This is a genomic window from Providencia sp. PROV267, from assembly GCF_028477825.1.
Classification (GTDB): domain Bacteria; phylum Pseudomonadota; class Gammaproteobacteria; order Enterobacterales; family Enterobacteriaceae; genus Providencia; species Providencia stuartii.
In genome coordinates, this window is record NZ_JAMPLX010000023.1 from 78,098 (window position 1) to 93,147 (window position 15,050).

The window sequence follows — 15,050 nt, forward strand, 5'->3', positions numbered from 1 at the left end:
ACTACATTCCTTTAACTAACAATCGGATACGTTCAGCAATCGTATTAAGTTGCTCATTGCTAACACTACGAATATCAGCTTCCACTTTGCCTTCATTCGCTTTGTATTCACGGAAATAGATTGCCGTATCCCCTTGTTTTAATTCATTCATGATTTGGTAAGTTGTTTTACCTATCATTTTTTCATCGAAACTAATTTCAGCACGTGCAATATCACGTCCAGCCGCATCCCAAACGATACGTGCTGAAATGGCAGGCAGCGAATTGAGTGCTTCGATAAATTCACCCATGCGCTCAACCATCTCCGCGCCAGTTTCTTTAGTGGCTGTCAAATATTGCTCGATCGCGAGCGTCAGGCCTAAAATCCCTTCTTTTCCGACTTTCATGGCTCGGCCAATACCTTGGCTCTGACGTTTTACCCATTCCACATAGGTTTTTTTACCGATCACTAACCCACTTGTAGGGCCTTCAATGGCCTTTGCGCCACTGTAAATAACTAAATCAGCGCCGGATTGGTAGTAACTGGTGAGATCTTCTTCCGCAGCAGCATCAACAATTAAAGGAAGATTGTGTTGGCGAGCAACGGCAGCCGCTTCGCTAACACTGAGCATACTTTTTTGAACTGTATGGTGAGATTTAATATAGAGGATGGCTGCTGTTTGTGGCGTTACCTTAGCTGATAGTTGTGTAGGTGAACACTCATTGGCAAAGCCCGCTTCAATAACCTTACCACCACCTAATGCCACCATAGTATCGACAGGCGCACCGAAATTCACATTATGGCCTTTCGGTAAAATGATTTCCCGTGGTACGTTTTTTGACGATGAGTGCAGATTTAGCAGTAAATCATCATCATCACGCACGATCACCGCAGCAATCGCCTGTGCTATCCCTGCTGAAGCACAAGAGACGACAACGGCGCTTTCGACATTGAGCAATTTGGCAATATAATCGCCCGTTTTATTAACCAGATCTTTGATCTCAAAGTAATGGTTTAGGCCGTAAGCTACGCGTTCGACAACTTCTGGACTCGGCGTAGAGACGCCGAGTATGGTCATGCGGCCAGAGGCGTTAATCACATGTCTTAGCTGATATTTCTCATAAATCGATTGCATATTCAGATTCACCTTCTGCATGAACAATATGTTTTCCGCCAATAATTGCCGCTATAGGCACAAAGCGATGAGTGCCAGTACGACATTCTCCTTCTGCATCCGTCAGCTCTGTGCGTTCTTCTTTCAGGTCAAATAGCGTGATATCAGCATCAAAACCAGGTTTTAAGTAGCCTTTTGCGGGAAGCGCTAATAAATCGGCAGCTTTTTCTGTTACACAACGAATTATTTTTTCAGCACTAAAGCCCATGCAAAGGAATTTCGTCATCACAAATGCAAGGCTGTAGACAGGGCCATTAACGCGGTTACGGTGGTAGATATCGGAACTAATAATGTCTGGGTAGGTACCAATACGCATGGCTTGTTCGGCGACTTTAAAACTAAAGCTTTCAGCGCCATGACCCACATCCAAAATCACTCCTCGAGCTAATGCTCGGGCAATAGAGGGTTTTAAGTTACCATCACTACCGAGAATTTGATTCGGTTTACCGTTGAAACAGTGAGTAATAATGTCGCCGCGTGTTAAGAGATCGGCAATTTCATCAATATTGGGGGGGTTATTACCGATATGTACCATAAGTGGCAGTCGATGTTTTTTCTGCATTTGTTTCGCTTTAAGCAGCGGTTCAATACCGTTATCACCAACAACACTTTTACTCATGCGAGCCTTCATACCAACGACAAAACCCTCATGGCGCTCAATCGCTTGCTGAAAACAGGTTTCATCAATATTCTTCATATCTGATAACTCATTTTGCGCGATAATACCGATACGAGAGATATTTAATAATGAAAAGACGTTGGTTTGGGCTTTTTGGGTTAATTGATAAAATTTGTCGATATCATCAGCACCAACACTGCCTGCATCAACTAATGAAGTAACACCTCCAGCAGCACCGGCTAAATCTGGTTGATCGAAATAGATAGGAGACTCAACAAAACAGTGAGCATGTGAATCAATCCATCCGGCACTGACGTAGATTTTTCCTTTCAGATCAATCCATTTTTCAGCTTGTTGGTTGCAGGCCAACTCAGGGCCTGCAGCTTCGATTTTTCCATCTTTAATAAGAATATCAATGTGTGTTCCATCGATACGTTTACCCTGTTTGATGATTAGAGAATACATAGTTACCTTCTTTTTTATCATGAGGTTAGGCTGCAAGAGGGAAGAAATACCCAAATAGCATCGCCCCTAAAATTGCGCCACCTGCGACGGGTTTTTGCCATACATAGAAGATCAATGAACCAATTAGTGACCCAATACCAATTGGTATCGATGCAGCCATAGCGGCGAGGATAATCAAAGGCCCTAAGAAGCGACCTGAGGTATTACCAGCCCCCATCATGATGTCTGCACCAAAGGTGGAGTTGGCTTGTGCAATGGTAAATTTACGCGCAAAGATAATGATCAGGCCGATAATTAAACCAAGCACTAAACCTGTGACCAGTGAGATCCAGAAATTGGTAACTAAAATATCCCATCCGGCGGCAAGGAACAGTGCAGGAACACCGAGGCCTATCCCTGTTTGTAGTGCACCGCCAATATCTAAAATACCAACCAATGAACCTTCGATAATACGAGCAAATAGGAAGCTGGCACCAAATGCGGCGACTGCACCGTAAACCCCCGTATCTAAGCCGGCTTTTAACATTGCCACGAACGCAACTTCGTTAAATGCCCCGAACCCATAAACAACATACATATGAGTACCGGCAAAAATTCCAGCAGATAACAGTCCGACAAAGATTGGGAAGGACCACTCCGCGTACCAAAAATCTTGTTTGTTAATTTCAGTTGTCATGATTATTTCCCGCTCAATAGTCCATGGATGTATTCAAGCCACAGAGGTTTATCCAGATGGAAAGAGGTGATCATCTTCAAGTCAAATTCACGGAAGAAGCCACTCAAAACAAACAGCAATACGACAGTGATCATCATTGTGCGTGTCACACGGTTCCAGCCGTTATCATCAACACCTTTACCGATCAGGATACCGAGGACTAAACCTGGGATAGCATTTCCCATAATCAGCTGAGCACAACCACCGAAAAGGGTTGCCCAGAAGCCAGAGCGTCGACCTGCATCCATAGCGGCTAGCCAGAAAATCACAGGCATCACTGTGTTAACCAACAGGTTTGCCGCAGGAACTAACACATTAATTGCGGTTGTTTGCAGCGCAGCAGGAACAGCAGAAGCGGTCGTATTTAAGAACGCGACGACTAAGGCCCCGATCACGGTACAGGCAATCGCCATTTTTTTCGGGTTATGCAGTGTTTCAGCCACATTACGATTTTTGGATAATAAAGCGGCTGCCCCCCAGTTAGGAATAATGCGGTGATCAACGTCTTGTGTGAATGCACCCGCGGCAACGGATGATGCCCATGCGTTGAAAAAGAATCCTAAACCGAATGAGAAGTGAGATGCGGGATCTCCTTCACAGGCATTAAGTTCCCCAAGTGTACGGAATGCCCCCATTCCTTGCACTGTAGGGGCATGGAACATACGAGCAGCCCCTGCACCAAGGCCAAAGCCACATAGGCCGCCGATGATGAGGGACATACCCAATATTTCTAAGAAAGATGCAGTTTCACTCATAGAAATGCCTCCAGACCTGAATTGTTTTTATTGTTCTGTAAATGGTATTTCGTTGACAGAAAGTAGGGTGACATCTAGCGAAACGTCGAGCACCACACGGAAATGTTCACGTTTACGCGGCAGAAAGACGAAAAGAAATTTTTCTGTCCGCGAGTGCGAGTGTGCACTTACAACGGCAACATCCTTAGGTTCGATTCGCAGGATTATGTCATTGCTCTCTTTTAGTACCGTGCGTTGAACCGAGTTCAGTGCATCAGCGATCGCTTTTTGCTTGCTGTCACCTTGCCCCGAGACTCGCACAACCGTTTCGATAGATTTCTTCATTACGCGTCGCCGTATTTTTTGATATAAGCTTTAACCAAGCGCTCACCTAATTCTTCTTTATCCATAAAACCGAAACCTAATACAGTGCAGCCTTCTGCGATGGCGGTTTCTCCTTCTTCAATTGAACGCATACCGTAACGTGCTTTGTAGCCATATTTGGTTTGTGCAGTGATGGCTCCAGCGCCGCCACTACCACAAAACGAGATCCCCAAATCAGCGTGTTCGGCATTCATGACATCACCTAGCTTCATATCAGCGGCAACGCCAGGCACAACAATCGCTTTGCCACCTGCTGCCTCTACACCTGCGGCAACTTTTTGGCCTTTCCCTAAACGATCTCCGATAGCAACAACAACTTGTTTCATAGTGATATTCCCCAAAAATTAATCATTCGAACGGATAACTTCAAAGTGAACAGAGAGTAAAAATGTCTCTTCTGGCGCTAATCCAGGAAGTGCATCGACAACACGTTGTGATAATGCTATCGAGTGCGCCGAAATCTCATCGAACAAACTGATATCGACTTCTGGTAACGCTTCACCCGTTTTTGCTCTCGCAACCATGGCTCTCAGATGAGACTCCAACATCTGTTGTTGTACATCGGTGGTGTAGCAATCTTCTTGTTGAAGCCAGCCACTAATGATGACCAACAGCTCCTGTGTTACTTCATCGATATCGAGGTTATCTTCCGACATCTTGAAAACGACAACTGATTCACTCATAACTGTTTAAAATCCAAGGTAATAATGCAATTAAACCGCTTTGTTCCTTCATGATGAATACCTTAGTCGGTTCTATAGGAGTTGTGCAGACATTGAATTTCCACTTGTAAGTGGAAATAAATTGGAAGGGAAAATAAGTGTAATGCGTATAAAAATTAAACCAACCGGAAATAAAATGGAAAATAACTCAATATTGGAGTGTCTAAAATAAGCATAACTAAGTAATTTATTTATTAAATCTTTTGAAATTCAAATTATTAGCAATGTAATGATAGAACTGGAAAGGCGAAATAGCCGCTGTAAATAAAGTGGAAATCGAAAAGTGGAAATAGGTATAAAAGGGAACTGAGCATTTCCACTTAGAGAGATTAGCCCTGAAACAGGCGATTTTTGGTGAAAAACAAAATAACAGAATTGCGGTTATGATCACGCAAAATAGTCGATTCTTCCCTTTTCCGCTAACAAGTGGAAGTGAGCGATGATCTGCGTTAAAAGTTGCTGTAACCACAAAGATGTTGAACTCATTTCAGGCAACCGGAGGCCCTTGTGATTCGAGAGTAGGAAGCTACCGTTTTATCACACTGAATTTTTGCCTATCGTTTAATACGCAGTGAGATAGGCAAAGTGATTGATAAATCGAGCAAACCACTAGATACGCGCCAGACTGTCTTTCGCGATCACTTGGAATTCATTGAAATTTTTAACCGTAATCAGCCTACGGGTGGTTTTCTCTTTTACGAAGGTAACGAAAAGATCATAAATCGCCATAGCCTCCTCATAGTCAGCCTTGCTAATCGCCAATAGGAAAACCACATAGGCGTTTTCTTTCGTCTCTTTGTTCCATTCAATACCTTTAGGGGCAACAATCGTCACGACAACCGTTTTATTTGCCAATAATCCCAGTGAATGAGGAAGCGCAATTCCTTCGCCTAATAATGTAGAAACAATCGATTCGCGCTCTTGTAATGATGGATAAAAATCCGCAGTCACATAGCCATCTTGTTGTAATTTATGGCAAACCGTTTGGAATAATGTTTCTTGGCTGATTTTGTCATTAATCACCATAAAGTAGCGTTCATCAAAGAAGCGCTCAATAATATAGGGGCGGGTTTGATCTATCATGGCTAATTTGCCGATCTGCTCTAGTTGATAAGGCGTCGGAAATGGCGCTATCTTGATCACGGGTTTATTTTTTTCAGAAATACGAACGGTGGTGATCACAAAGTCTTCTTCGACTTCATCTAATGACTCATATTCTTGTAGAGTTAACCCTCGGCTAAATTTGAGTTGTGGAAACTCACGCATGATTTTTGATTCAACGACTCGAAATGTGGAATTTCCCGCATCGGTGACAACTAGCACTTCTGTCTGGCGAATAGAGCCGGCACCATAATTCCTTTCCAAACTGACACCAATGTGAACGGCAAGGTAACCAAGCTCATCTTCATTGATTGGATAAGGAAGTAATTGCTTACTTGCACTGGTCAGTGCACTGAGCGTGACATCATAGGCGAAAGGATAATATTGCTTGATATCACTTAACAAAGGGTTAGGGGTAATAATGTGATATTGCAGACGTGTCATCAGGGCCGCAATATGGGTATTGAGATCCTTTTTGAGTTTCTCATCATCACGTAAGTCATAATTATATAATTCATTAATATAATTAAGAATATATTCAACCAATTCATGATGATGATGATTTTTTTGTTGAGTAATATCTTGGTGGCTAATGCGCTGTGCGATGATTTGATCATGCAGATAGCTGAGTTCTGCACTTGATAGATCACTGCCAAGAAAATAAATAAGCCCTTTCGAAACTTCTTCACAGGCTTTACGTAGCGTCTCTTCACTATCATGATCTTTAACGATAGATGTGAGTTCATGGCCTCGAGTGATCCGTAAAATAGTGACAGCGCAATTAAATACCAGATATAGATGCCCTTCATTACTTAAACGCACATCAAAACGGTTCATACTGTTATGGAGAACTTTATCGATATAGGTCAAATCAAGGTTATCTAAACATTCAGGCTGGAAAATGGATAAGTCTTGATTAATTTGCTGTGAAAAGCGGCGCCATAGGGTTTCGGTCATGCAAGCTCGGATGGCCCACTCACTACCGTTAAGACGGATCCCTTGATGTGGAATGCTTTCTAATAAGATCTGGTATTTTTGTAGATGCTCTCTGACAACACTCATATCTTGCTGTAGCGTTCCACGGCTAATAAACCACTCTTCCGCGATATCGTCCAATTTTACGGGTAAAGAGAGCATCAATAGTTTTAGCAATAACGCATCAACACGCTCTTTACTGGTACGAGGAATACTATTTTCGACTTGGTTTTGCTGGGTAAGTTTAGCAAAAAGCGCTTCATCATCGACTTTTAAACGGTAACCATGGCCTCGCTCATAGAGGATATGAGCGCTGTAATTTTGTATGAGTGCATTTATCTCATTAATGTCAGAGCGAATTGTTCGGGTTGATACCGAAAAACGCTTAGCTAGCTCATCTTGAGGCACTACCTCATCAAGGATACTTGCAAAAATTTGATTGAGTCGCTGTTGAGTGAATAAAGCCACGAAAATACCTTCTCGACCTAAAACCATAAGCTCAATAGCCAAAATAGTTCTTTTATTTTGGCTGACTATGGATTGGACTCTATCATAAGCCTATCAACATACCGAGTATGGCAGATCATAAATTTGAGAATATCTTCGCAAAAACCGAGAGATTTTAAGAAATAGTGCACTTTTTGTATGGGCCAAAAAGGTCATTTGGCCCGTTGAAGATCATGCACCGAGGTCAATGAGTAAAGCGCGCATTGATTTTGATGATGAGAGTGTTAGTGCATTTTCATTTTGGATAAATACACCATCATTACAACTCATTTCTATGGTTTCGCCATTTTCTGCTTGGAGAGTCGCTCCTCCACGAATGGATTGGAGATAAGCATTTTTCCCCTTAAGCTTAATATGTTGAGCACTTTCAGGCGTAATATTGAGCTGTGTAATCCAAATTTGTTGACGTAATTGAATGCTCTCATTTTCGCCATCAGGTGAAGCAACTAACATATTACTATCAGGCGGTAATTGAATTTTTTGGGCCGGATAGTACTCTTGCTGTGGGCAAGCATTTAGCCATAACTGCAAACGAGTTAACGGCTTATATGGACACATATTATGTTCACTGTAACTTAAATCAGGACGGGGTGAGAAACGAATACACTCGCCTTCACTTACATTGATTTTATTACCTAAACTATCGCGATATTCGGCACTTCCTTGTAGTATAAAGTTAAGAATATCGACATGTGGGTAGCTTTTAGGCTGAAACGCACTTTCAGGTGCAATAACTTCCTGATTGAGTACTCTTAGTGTCTTAAACCCCATAAAATCAGGGTCAAAATAATGGCCGAAGGAAAACGCATAACGTGCCTGTAACCAGCCATAGTCAGCCTTTCCACAGTGCTTAACTGCCCTTAATGTCATCATGGTGGCTAACCCTCCTTCGCTCGACAAAAATACACAAAAATTGATAAATTTATAGAGTTATCATAAATAGCTGGACGTTGAATTGTTAGCCAGTTAATCTGTTTACTTCATTCAAATTTCCTGAAAGAGATATCCCATGAGTAAAGAGAGAGCATTAACACTTGAATCATTAAGGGTGATGGATGCAATCGACCGGCGTGGTAGCTTTGCTGCTGCTGCTGACGAATTGGGCCGAGTGCCCTCAGCACTCAGTTATACCATGCAAAAGTTAGAAGAAGAGTTGGATGTTATTCTATTTGATCGTTCAGGACATAGAACAAAATTTACGAATGTCGGTAGGATGTTGTTAGAACGAGGTCGAGTATTACTTGAAGCCGCAGAAAAATTGACATCCGATGCAGAAGCGCTCGCTAAAGGTTGGGAAACTCACCTTACCATTGTTTGTGAAGCATTAGTTCCTGCGTATTACTTATTCCCGTTAGTGGATAAATTAGCTGAAAAATCCGAAACGCAACTTTCTATTTTAACTGAAGTACTTGCAGGGGCGTGGGAACGGCTAGAAAGTGGAAAGGCGGATATTGTTATCGCACCGGATATGCACTTTCGTTCCTCCTCAGAAATAAACTCTAAGTCGTTATACAGCGTTAACCATGTCTATGTTGCTAGCCCTGATCACCCGATCCACCAAGAGCCTGAGCCGCTGTCAGATACGACACGTATTAAATATCGAGGTATTGCGGTGGCCGATACCGCACGTGAACGGCCAGTTATTACAGTACAGTTATTAGATAAACAGCAAAGATTAACGGTCTCCACTATTGAAGATAAGCGTAGTGCGCTATTAGCAGGGTTAGGTGTAGCAACGATGCCATATCCAATGGTAGAGCAAGATATTCGTGAAGGGCGCTTGCGTGTAGTCAGTGCAGAATATAGCCATCAGACGAATATTATTATGGCGTGGCGCAGAGACAGTATGGGTGAAGCAAAATCGTGGTGCTTACGAGAAATACCTAAATTATTTGCTAATAAATAAAGAGTAAAAAAGCACCTCTATATAGCACTATAGAGGTGCAACCAAATTCGGTTATCAATTTATCAAGTAAAGGTTAATGATGAAAAAGCAACTTTTACCATTTTCTATTCAATAAATGGTCAATACTAAATTTACCAGGGCCTGTGACTGCCAGTAATAAAAAGCCACCTGCAATAGTCATGTTCTTCATAAACATCAAACTATTTGGCTCTACACTGAAATTAATGTGGAAGAGCAGGGATGTTAATACACAAAAAACAGCAGTAAAAATAGCCACTGTTCTGGTGAGGAAACCAAAAAGCACAGCAAGCCCGCCACCCAGTTCTAATAAAATAGTCAGGGGAAGTAAAAAGCCGGGAACACCCATCGCTTGCATATATTGTTGAGTGCCTGCATAAGCGTCACCTAACTTACCATACCCAGCAACAATAAACAGAATCGGCATCATAATGCGGGCAAGTAATAGCACGCTATTTTCTAAATTTTTCATTAAGATTCTCCAGCTAACTAGGTCAGCAAGTGTCAATAAAATGAGATACACATCGCGATATAAATTGTTTTTTTAGCATTAAATGACAAGAAATCACCTAACGACGCTATGGTAGTGATTTGCTGGTTCAATAAAAAGCAAAGGTTATTAACAAAGATGGACAAAAATATTGAATAATGGCAGGGAGAGGAAACCTGAAATGGTCAGATTTCAGGTTTGGAGCAGAGTAGGTTATTTTTTACCCGTATTAACAACGCCTTGGAGGGTTCGCACTAAACTCCAAGCGGCAATCGCTTTTTTGCCTAGGGAAAAAATACGCTGAGGCCGTTTAATGGTATAAAGAGAAATAAGACCGGCAGCGGCAACAAAAATAGGCCGGAAGGTGACAAAGATTTGCCATGAGCGATCGTAAGGCTCTGTCATCTGTAACCAATCTTTGGAAGCCGCAGAGAGTTCAGAACGCTGTTGCTCAATTTGTTTGATTAAACGCTGTTTCTTTTTAACCAATAATAGGCGCTTGCTTTTATTCATCTTTTGACCCCATTAACGCTTTAGAATCTTCCTTTAACTGCTCTCGAGTTGCGCCGAGTAAGGTCGATTGTCTCGCTTTTTTTAGGGTCCAAATTGCGCCAATAATAGCGAGTAATATTAAAACGCCTGTGGTAATCGCAAGGGCTTGATAGCGATAAATAGGATCAACTGACCAAAAGATCAAACCAATGAGGCACATTAGACCAAAGGCAGTAAAAAGTAGGGTGATACCCGCCATTAAAATGAGTTGAATAAGAGTGGTTTTTTCTTCCTCTAATTCAACTGCGATTAATTGGATCCGAGTTTCCACCATTTGCACGGCGATACCGGCGATGCGTTGTAAGGTATTAAGGACCCCTTTTCCGGGGCCCTGACGCTCTTGTTGTTCCATAAAAATTAACGCTTAGCGAGTAATACGCCAAGAACGACGCCAACAGCAGCACCGATACCGATGCCAGTCCACGGATTTTCGCGCACATAATTATCCGCACGACCCGCGATTTCTTTTGTTTGCTCGGTGATTTTATCACCCGCGTTGCTCAGTTTGGCGCGTGAAGCGTGTAAGGCATCTTGAGCTTTTTGCTTCAGGCTGTCTATTTCTTCTTTCGATTTGTTTCCAGTATCGTTTAGCATCGCTTCGAGAGAGTCAGCCAGTGCTTTTAGTTCTGCGCGTAGATCTTCTGATGAGTTATTCGATGACATATGGAACCTCCTATCAATAGAAAAATATAGTTAGCAGCTTTAACAATAGCTATTTTTACAGTAAGTGCAATGAGGAGAGGGGGAATTATTGATTAAATTAATGTAAAAGAATGTTTTATTTCAAGTAAGAGAGAATAATATTATGTTTATGTTAAATAAAAAACGAATTTATATCCAAGACGGATGCTCTAATAAAGATGTATTTACTGTCAGAGAGAATAAACGAGAGGCGTAATTTGCCTCTCGCCTCGTGATGTGATCAGTTAACTTTTTTTGTGGAAAGTTTTTTCTTAATGACGACGGCAATACTTCCGATAAGACCAATGATAAGTAGGCCGACAGGGATCAGCATCAACACGTTCATAATATGCTGTTCATACTGTAGAAATATTGGGCTTTTCCCAAAACCAAAACCAATAGCAGTTAAGATTAAGACCCAAAGAAGACCACTTAGCCAGTTAAATATTTGGAAGCGGCCATTCTGTAGCCCTGCTAGACCAGCAATTGTAGGCAGGAGCGTCCTGACAAAAGCTAAAAAGCGACCAATCAATAATGCTGCTAAACCATGGCGATGGAATAAGCCGTAAGCACGTTGATGATAATGCTCAGGAAGATGGGCTAGCCAACCTTTCACCAGTTTCGTGTTGCCAAGCCATCGACCTTGAATATAACCAACCCAGCAACCAAGGCTAGCGCCCGCAGTCAAAATAACAATCGTCAATGGATAACTTAGTGTACCTTTTGCTATGAGAACACCAACGAGGATCAATAAGCTGTCACCTGGTAGGAATGCGGCAGGGAGAACCCCATTCTCAAGAAAAAGAATAGCGAATAACATAAGGTAAATAGCCCAAACCAACGTAGGGTTGGAGAGCGTGACATAGTCTTGATGCCAAAGGGCAAAAAATAATTCTTTAACTAATTCCATTAATGTTTCCTAAACGGCAATAACAGCAACAATTTTATTGTTGGGTAGGGAGACATGGATTATGCGAATACCTAAGTGAAAAGTCATGTTTCCTCAGGCTGTTAGTTCAAAGCCTCTCCACTTTAACAAAACAAAAAATAACTAAACAGCGAATTCTCGTTCTATTTTTAGAATTCATTTAAGTTTTGCGGAAAAACGCAATCTTCTTCCTCGCGTTTTTTCTACAATAAATGGTGTGAAAATGGGCTTTACCAAGATGTTTCTTGACAAAAATGGTAAAAAAAGGTGTTTCCTTATTCAATAGTCTTTAAATATTTTTACTCAAATTATACCTATGGATTATTGATTTTTAGGACTAATTACCCTAATTTATCAGTCATAGCAAAGGGGAGTAACTTCTTCTTGTCGGTTTATCGTCATTACGGTGCTCATCATATTGCACCCGGTAGCCGAGCACCACAATTTCCTAACCTAGGATTATTGTGTTGTAAGTGAGACCTTGCCAGAAGGCAAGGTTTGCTCATCGTTTACAACCAAAAGATAGTCACTCTAGGTTAAAAACAATTAAGCGGCTGATGCCTTCTGAGGTGTCAGCCGTTTTTTTTGTAATTAAGGAAATTATATGCACTCTGTTGGTAGCCCTATTTTATGGGGAAGTTTCGCGGTTATCATTCTCATAATGTTGCTTGTTGACCTATTATGGCAAGGCAAACATAAAGACCAAGTTATGTCGATGAAACAAGCGGCGATTTGGAGCACGGTGTGGGTGACGCTAGCATTGATGTTTGCTGGGGGATTTTGGTGGTATCTCAAAGATACGGTAAGCCTTGAATTTGCTAATAGCCAAACAACGGCTTTCTTAACGGGTTATGTATTAGAGAAAGCTTTAGCGGTTGATAACGTATTTGTGTGGTTAATGTTGTTCAGCTATTTTGCGATCCCAGCGAACTTACAAAGACGTGTTTTAGTTTATGGGGTACTCGGTGCGATTATACTGCGTACCATTATGATCTTTGCAGGCAGTTGGCTCGTATCTCAATTTAGTTGGATTCTTTACATTTTTGGCCTGTTCCTTCTCTTTACAGGTATCAAAATGGCTTTTACAAAGGAAGATGACTCTCCAATTACCGATAAGCCCTTGGTAAAGTGGGTTCGTTCTCATTTACGCATGACTGATGAATTACACGGTGAAAAGTTTTTCATTAAACGAAATGGGTTACTTTTTGCTACACCACTTTTTTTAGTCTTGATCCTTGTTGAAATCAGCGATGTGATTTTTGCGGTAGATAGCATTCCCGCTATTTTTGCTGTCACCACGGATCCGTTTATCGTATTAACCTCAAATCTTTTTGCTATTTTAGGCTTACGTGCAATGTATTTCCTACTGGCTGGGGTCGCTGAAAAATTCACTATGCTTAAGTACGGTTTGGCGGTGATTTTGACCTTTATCGGTGTGAAAATGCTTTTAATGGATATTTATCACATTCCAACGATCATCTCTTTGGGGACGGTTGCAACAATTTTAGTCGCCACTTTAGTGATTAATGTTATCGTTAATAAAAGAAACGCTTCTAACTGCTAATCTTTCACTGCTTAATTAACTCAAGCACTCGGCATAAAAATCGAGTGCTTTTTCTCTTTAACAGACTGAAAAATATCATAGATTTCTCAGTTTCCTATCCTACTATAAGAAACAAAATACAATTAGGATCACAGATATGTAAATATATTGTTAAAATAAAAAATTATTGTCTATATTTAAAATAATCGCCTTTCCATAAGGTATTTATTCCTTATACTGGCAGAGCAAACACATTTAATTCCTAATAAAGATAAATAATGTATGGGTCTCTTATGGAAACAAACAAAACAGGGTTATGGCAGGTTATTACGAGCGGTAGCTTAGTTAAGCAAATACTCGTAGGCCTGATCGCAGGTATTTTATTGGCATGGTTATGGCCATCAGCAGCAAAAAATGTTGGGTTATTGGGCGATTTGTTTGTTAGTGCGCTAAAAGCGGTTGCTCCTATACTCGTTTGGGTACTGGTCATGGCATCCATTGCGAATCATCGCAAAGGGCAAAAAACCAATATCCGTCCTATCTTAGTATTGTATATATTAGGTACGTTCTTCGCGGCGTTGGTAGCCGTTATTGGTTCTTTTATATTCCCATCCAGACTGGTATTAGCACTCGGTGATACTCAGTTAACACCTCCTGGAAATATTGCAGAAGTGCTTAAAGGCTTGTTAGTGAATATTTTTGCTAACCCAGTCGATGCATTGATCAAGGGGAACTATATCGGGATCCTCGCATGGGCGATTGGTTTAGGTATCGCTTTACGCCATGCTAGCGAGACGACTAAGAACCTGATTCAAGACTTCTCAGAAAGTGTGACACAGCTTGTTAGAGTGGTGATCCGCTTAGCGCCTCTTGGGATTTTTGGTCTCGTTTCTTCAACAATCGCAATAACAGGTTTTGCAACATTAAAAGGCTACTTCCATGTTCTCGCTGTGCTTATTGGTTGTATGCTGATTGTGGCATTAGTTGTTAACCCTCTGATTGTATATTGGAAAATTAAACGTAATCCGTATCCACTCGTTTTCGCATGTTTACGTGAAAGTGGTGTAACCGCCTTCTTTACGCGTAGCTCTGCTGCAAACATTCCAGTGAATATGGGGATGTGTCGTCGCATGAATTTGCATGAAGATACCTACTCGGTTTCTATTCCTCTGGGTGCGACGATCAATATGGGCGGGGCTGCGGTTACCATTACAGTACTGACCTTAGCGGCAGTGCATACTTTAGGGATCCCTGTTGATATTCCGACAGCGCTCTTACTGAGTGTGGTTGCTGCGGTTTGCGCATGTGGTGCTTCTGGTGTTGCGGGTGGCTCCTTACTGCTCATTCCATTAGCCTGTAACATGTTTGGTATTTCGAACGAAATCGCTATGCAAGTAGTTGCTGTTGGGGTGATGATTGGTGTGCTGCAAGATTCAGCAGAAACAGCACTTAACTCTTCGACTGACGTACTATTTACAGCAGCGGTTTGCCTTGCTGAAGATGAGAAATTGGCTGATCCTACAGCGCAATTATCACAAAAAGACTAGTTTAGTCTCG

Annotated in this window: 17 protein-coding genes; 3 read left to right on the plus strand and 14 right to left on the minus strand. The window is 41.6% G+C overall.

What is annotated here, in order from left to right:
- Position 1: 1 nt before the first annotated feature.
- The 9 genes from PR709_RS15365 to PR709_RS15405 all read right to left on the minus strand — a co-directional run bounded on the left by PR709_RS15365 (position 2) and on the right by PR709_RS15405 (position 8,248).
- Entirely contained in the window at positions 2–1,114 is a 1,113-nt protein-coding gene (locus tag PR709_RS15365; RefSeq protein ID WP_004925369.1) for a DgaE family pyridoxal phosphate-dependent ammonia lyase, read from the minus strand.
- Entirely contained in the window at positions 1,098–2,237 is a 1,140-nt protein-coding gene (locus tag PR709_RS15370) for an amidohydrolase/deacetylase family metallohydrolase (protein WP_014657590.1), read from the minus strand. The genes PR709_RS15365 and PR709_RS15370 overlap by 17 nt, the downstream gene beginning before the upstream one ends.
- Positions 2,238–2,262: 25 nt before the next feature.
- Positions 2,263–2,913, minus strand: coding sequence for a DUF4310 family protein (locus PR709_RS15375; RefSeq protein ID WP_004925362.1), 651 nt, complete (start codon positions 2,911–2,913; stop codon positions 2,263–2,265).
- 2 nt (positions 2,914–2,915) lie between these two features.
- Positions 2,916–3,707: a DUF4311 domain-containing protein gene (locus PR709_RS15380; RefSeq protein ID WP_014657591.1), complete on the minus strand. Its 792-nt coding sequence runs from the start codon at positions 3,705–3,707 to the stop codon at positions 2,916–2,918.
- 27 nt (positions 3,708–3,734) lie between these two features.
- A complete protein-coding gene (locus tag PR709_RS15385; RefSeq protein WP_004925357.1) occupies positions 3,735–4,031 on the minus strand; it encodes a DUF4312 family protein in 297 nt (98 codons plus the stop codon).
- Positions 4,031–4,396 (minus strand): SFCGS family glycine-rich protein, encoded by a 366-nt coding sequence (locus PR709_RS15390; protein ID WP_004925354.1) that lies wholly within the window; start codon positions 4,394–4,396, stop codon positions 4,031–4,033. The genes PR709_RS15385 and PR709_RS15390 overlap by 1 nt, the downstream gene beginning before the upstream one ends.
- An 18-nt stretch (positions 4,397–4,414) precedes the next feature.
- Positions 4,415–4,753, minus strand: a complete 339-nt coding sequence (locus PR709_RS15395) for a transcriptional antiterminator (protein WP_004925351.1) — start codon at positions 4,751–4,753, stop codon at positions 4,415–4,417.
- Between the two features lie 648 nt (positions 4,754–5,401).
- The gene (locus PR709_RS15400) at positions 5,402–7,363 is read right to left on the minus strand and encodes a BglG family transcription antiterminator (RefSeq protein ID WP_076914734.1); all 1,962 of its coding nucleotides are present in this window, start codon (positions 7,361–7,363) and stop codon (positions 5,402–5,404) included.
- Between the two features lie 183 nt (positions 7,364–7,546).
- A complete protein-coding gene (locus PR709_RS15405; protein WP_004925342.1) occupies positions 7,547–8,248 on the minus strand; it encodes a pirin family protein in 702 nt (233 codons plus the stop codon).
- Positions 8,249–8,384: 136 nt separating this feature from the next.
- On the opposite strand from PR709_RS15405, the gene PR709_RS15410 reads away from it, so the two are divergent.
- A complete protein-coding gene (locus tag PR709_RS15410) occupies positions 8,385–9,281 on the plus strand; it encodes a LysR family transcriptional regulator (protein ID WP_004925339.1) in 897 nt (298 codons plus the stop codon).
- 94 nt (positions 9,282–9,375) lie between these two features.
- Here PR709_RS15410 and PR709_RS15415 read toward each other — a convergent pair whose 3' ends face one another.
- The 5 genes from PR709_RS15415 to PR709_RS15435 all read right to left on the minus strand — a co-directional run bounded on the left by PR709_RS15415 (position 9,376) and on the right by PR709_RS15435 (position 11,932).
- The gene (locus PR709_RS15415; protein ID WP_004925336.1) at positions 9,376–9,771 is read right to left on the minus strand and encodes a DoxX family protein; all 396 of its coding nucleotides are present in this window, start codon (positions 9,769–9,771) and stop codon (positions 9,376–9,378) included.
- A 231-nt stretch (positions 9,772–10,002) separates the two neighbouring features.
- A complete protein-coding gene (locus PR709_RS15420; RefSeq protein ID WP_004925332.1) occupies positions 10,003–10,302 on the minus strand; it encodes a YqjK-like family protein in 300 nt (99 codons plus the stop codon).
- Positions 10,295–10,693 (minus strand): phage holin family protein, encoded by a 399-nt coding sequence (locus tag PR709_RS15425; RefSeq protein WP_004925329.1) that lies wholly within the window; start codon positions 10,691–10,693, stop codon positions 10,295–10,297. The genes PR709_RS15420 and PR709_RS15425 overlap by 8 nt, the downstream gene beginning before the upstream one ends.
- Before the next feature lie 5 nt (positions 10,694–10,698).
- The gene (locus PR709_RS15430; RefSeq protein ID WP_004925327.1) at positions 10,699–11,004 is read right to left on the minus strand and encodes a DUF883 family protein; all 306 of its coding nucleotides are present in this window, start codon (positions 11,002–11,004) and stop codon (positions 10,699–10,701) included.
- Positions 11,005–11,263: 259 nt separating this feature from the next.
- The gene (locus PR709_RS15435; protein ID WP_004925324.1) at positions 11,264–11,932 is read right to left on the minus strand and encodes a DedA family protein; all 669 of its coding nucleotides are present in this window, start codon (positions 11,930–11,932) and stop codon (positions 11,264–11,266) included.
- A gap of 622 nt (positions 11,933–12,554) precedes the next feature.
- Between PR709_RS15435 and PR709_RS15440 the strand changes: the two genes are divergently transcribed.
- Together PR709_RS15440 and sstT are read left to right on the plus strand one after the other, a co-directional pair.
- Positions 12,555–13,514 carry a TerC family protein gene (locus tag PR709_RS15440; protein ID WP_004925317.1) on the plus strand — a complete coding sequence of 320 codons (960 nt, stop codon included), beginning with the start codon at positions 12,555–12,557 and terminating at the stop codon, positions 13,512–13,514.
- Between the two features lie 272 nt (positions 13,515–13,786).
- The gene (sstT, locus tag PR709_RS15445) at positions 13,787–15,040 is read left to right on the plus strand and encodes a serine/threonine transporter SstT (RefSeq protein ID WP_036943096.1); all 1,254 of its coding nucleotides are present in this window, start codon (positions 13,787–13,789) and stop codon (positions 15,038–15,040) included.
- The last annotated feature ends 10 nt before the right edge of the window (positions 15,041–15,050 follow it).

What these genes read in the sequence shown, in the direction of transcription:
- sstT (WP_036943096.1), top strand. Translation starts at nt 13,787, where the DNA reads ATGGAAACAAACAAAACAGGGTTATGGCAGGTTATTACGAGCGGTAGC.
- PR709_RS15385 (WP_004925357.1), bottom strand. Translation starts at nt 4,031, where the DNA reads ATGAAGAAATCTATCGAAACGGTTGTGCGAGTCTCGGGGCAAGGTGAC.
- PR709_RS15425 (WP_004925329.1), bottom strand. Translation starts at nt 10,693, where the DNA reads ATGGAACAACAAGAGCGTCAGGGCCCCGGAAAAGGGGTCCTTAATACC.
- PR709_RS15395 (WP_004925351.1), bottom strand. Translation starts at nt 4,753, where the DNA reads ATGAGTGAATCAGTTGTCGTTTTCAAGATGTCGGAAGATAACCTCGAT.
- PR709_RS15380 (WP_014657591.1), bottom strand. Translation starts at nt 3,707, where the DNA reads ATGAGTGAAACTGCATCTTTCTTAGAAATATTGGGTATGTCCCTCATC.
- PR709_RS15375 (WP_004925362.1), bottom strand. Translation starts at nt 2,913, where the DNA reads ATGACAACTGAAATTAACAAACAAGATTTTTGGTACGCGGAGTGGTCC.
- PR709_RS15390 (WP_004925354.1), bottom strand. Translation starts at nt 4,396, where the DNA reads ATGAAACAAGTTGTTGTTGCTATCGGAGATCGTTTAGGGAAAGGCCAA.
- PR709_RS15430 (WP_004925327.1), bottom strand. Translation starts at nt 11,004, where the DNA reads ATGTCATCGAATAACTCATCAGAAGATCTACGCGCAGAACTAAAAGCA.
- PR709_RS15440 (WP_004925317.1), top strand. Translation starts at nt 12,555, where the DNA reads ATGCACTCTGTTGGTAGCCCTATTTTATGGGGAAGTTTCGCGGTTATC.
- PR709_RS15420 (WP_004925332.1), bottom strand. Translation starts at nt 10,302, where the DNA reads ATGAATAAAAGCAAGCGCCTATTATTGGTTAAAAAGAAACAGCGTTTA.
- PR709_RS15405 (WP_004925342.1), bottom strand. Translation starts at nt 8,248, where the DNA reads ATGATGACATTAAGGGCAGTTAAGCACTGTGGAAAGGCTGACTATGGC.
- PR709_RS15370 (WP_014657590.1), bottom strand. Translation starts at nt 2,237, where the DNA reads ATGTATTCTCTAATCATCAAACAGGGTAAACGTATCGATGGAACACAC.
- PR709_RS15400 (WP_076914734.1), bottom strand. Translation starts at nt 7,363, where the DNA reads ATGGTTTTAGGTCGAGAAGGTATTTTCGTGGCTTTATTCACTCAACAG.
- PR709_RS15365 (WP_004925369.1), bottom strand. Translation starts at nt 1,114, where the DNA reads ATGCAATCGATTTATGAGAAATATCAGCTAAGACATGTGATTAACGCC.
- PR709_RS15415 (WP_004925336.1), bottom strand. Translation starts at nt 9,771, where the DNA reads ATGAAAAATTTAGAAAATAGCGTGCTATTACTTGCCCGCATTATGATG.
- PR709_RS15435 (WP_004925324.1), bottom strand. Translation starts at nt 11,932, where the DNA reads ATGGAATTAGTTAAAGAATTATTTTTTGCCCTTTGGCATCAAGACTAT.
- PR709_RS15410 (WP_004925339.1), top strand. Translation starts at nt 8,385, where the DNA reads ATGAGTAAAGAGAGAGCATTAACACTTGAATCATTAAGGGTGATGGAT.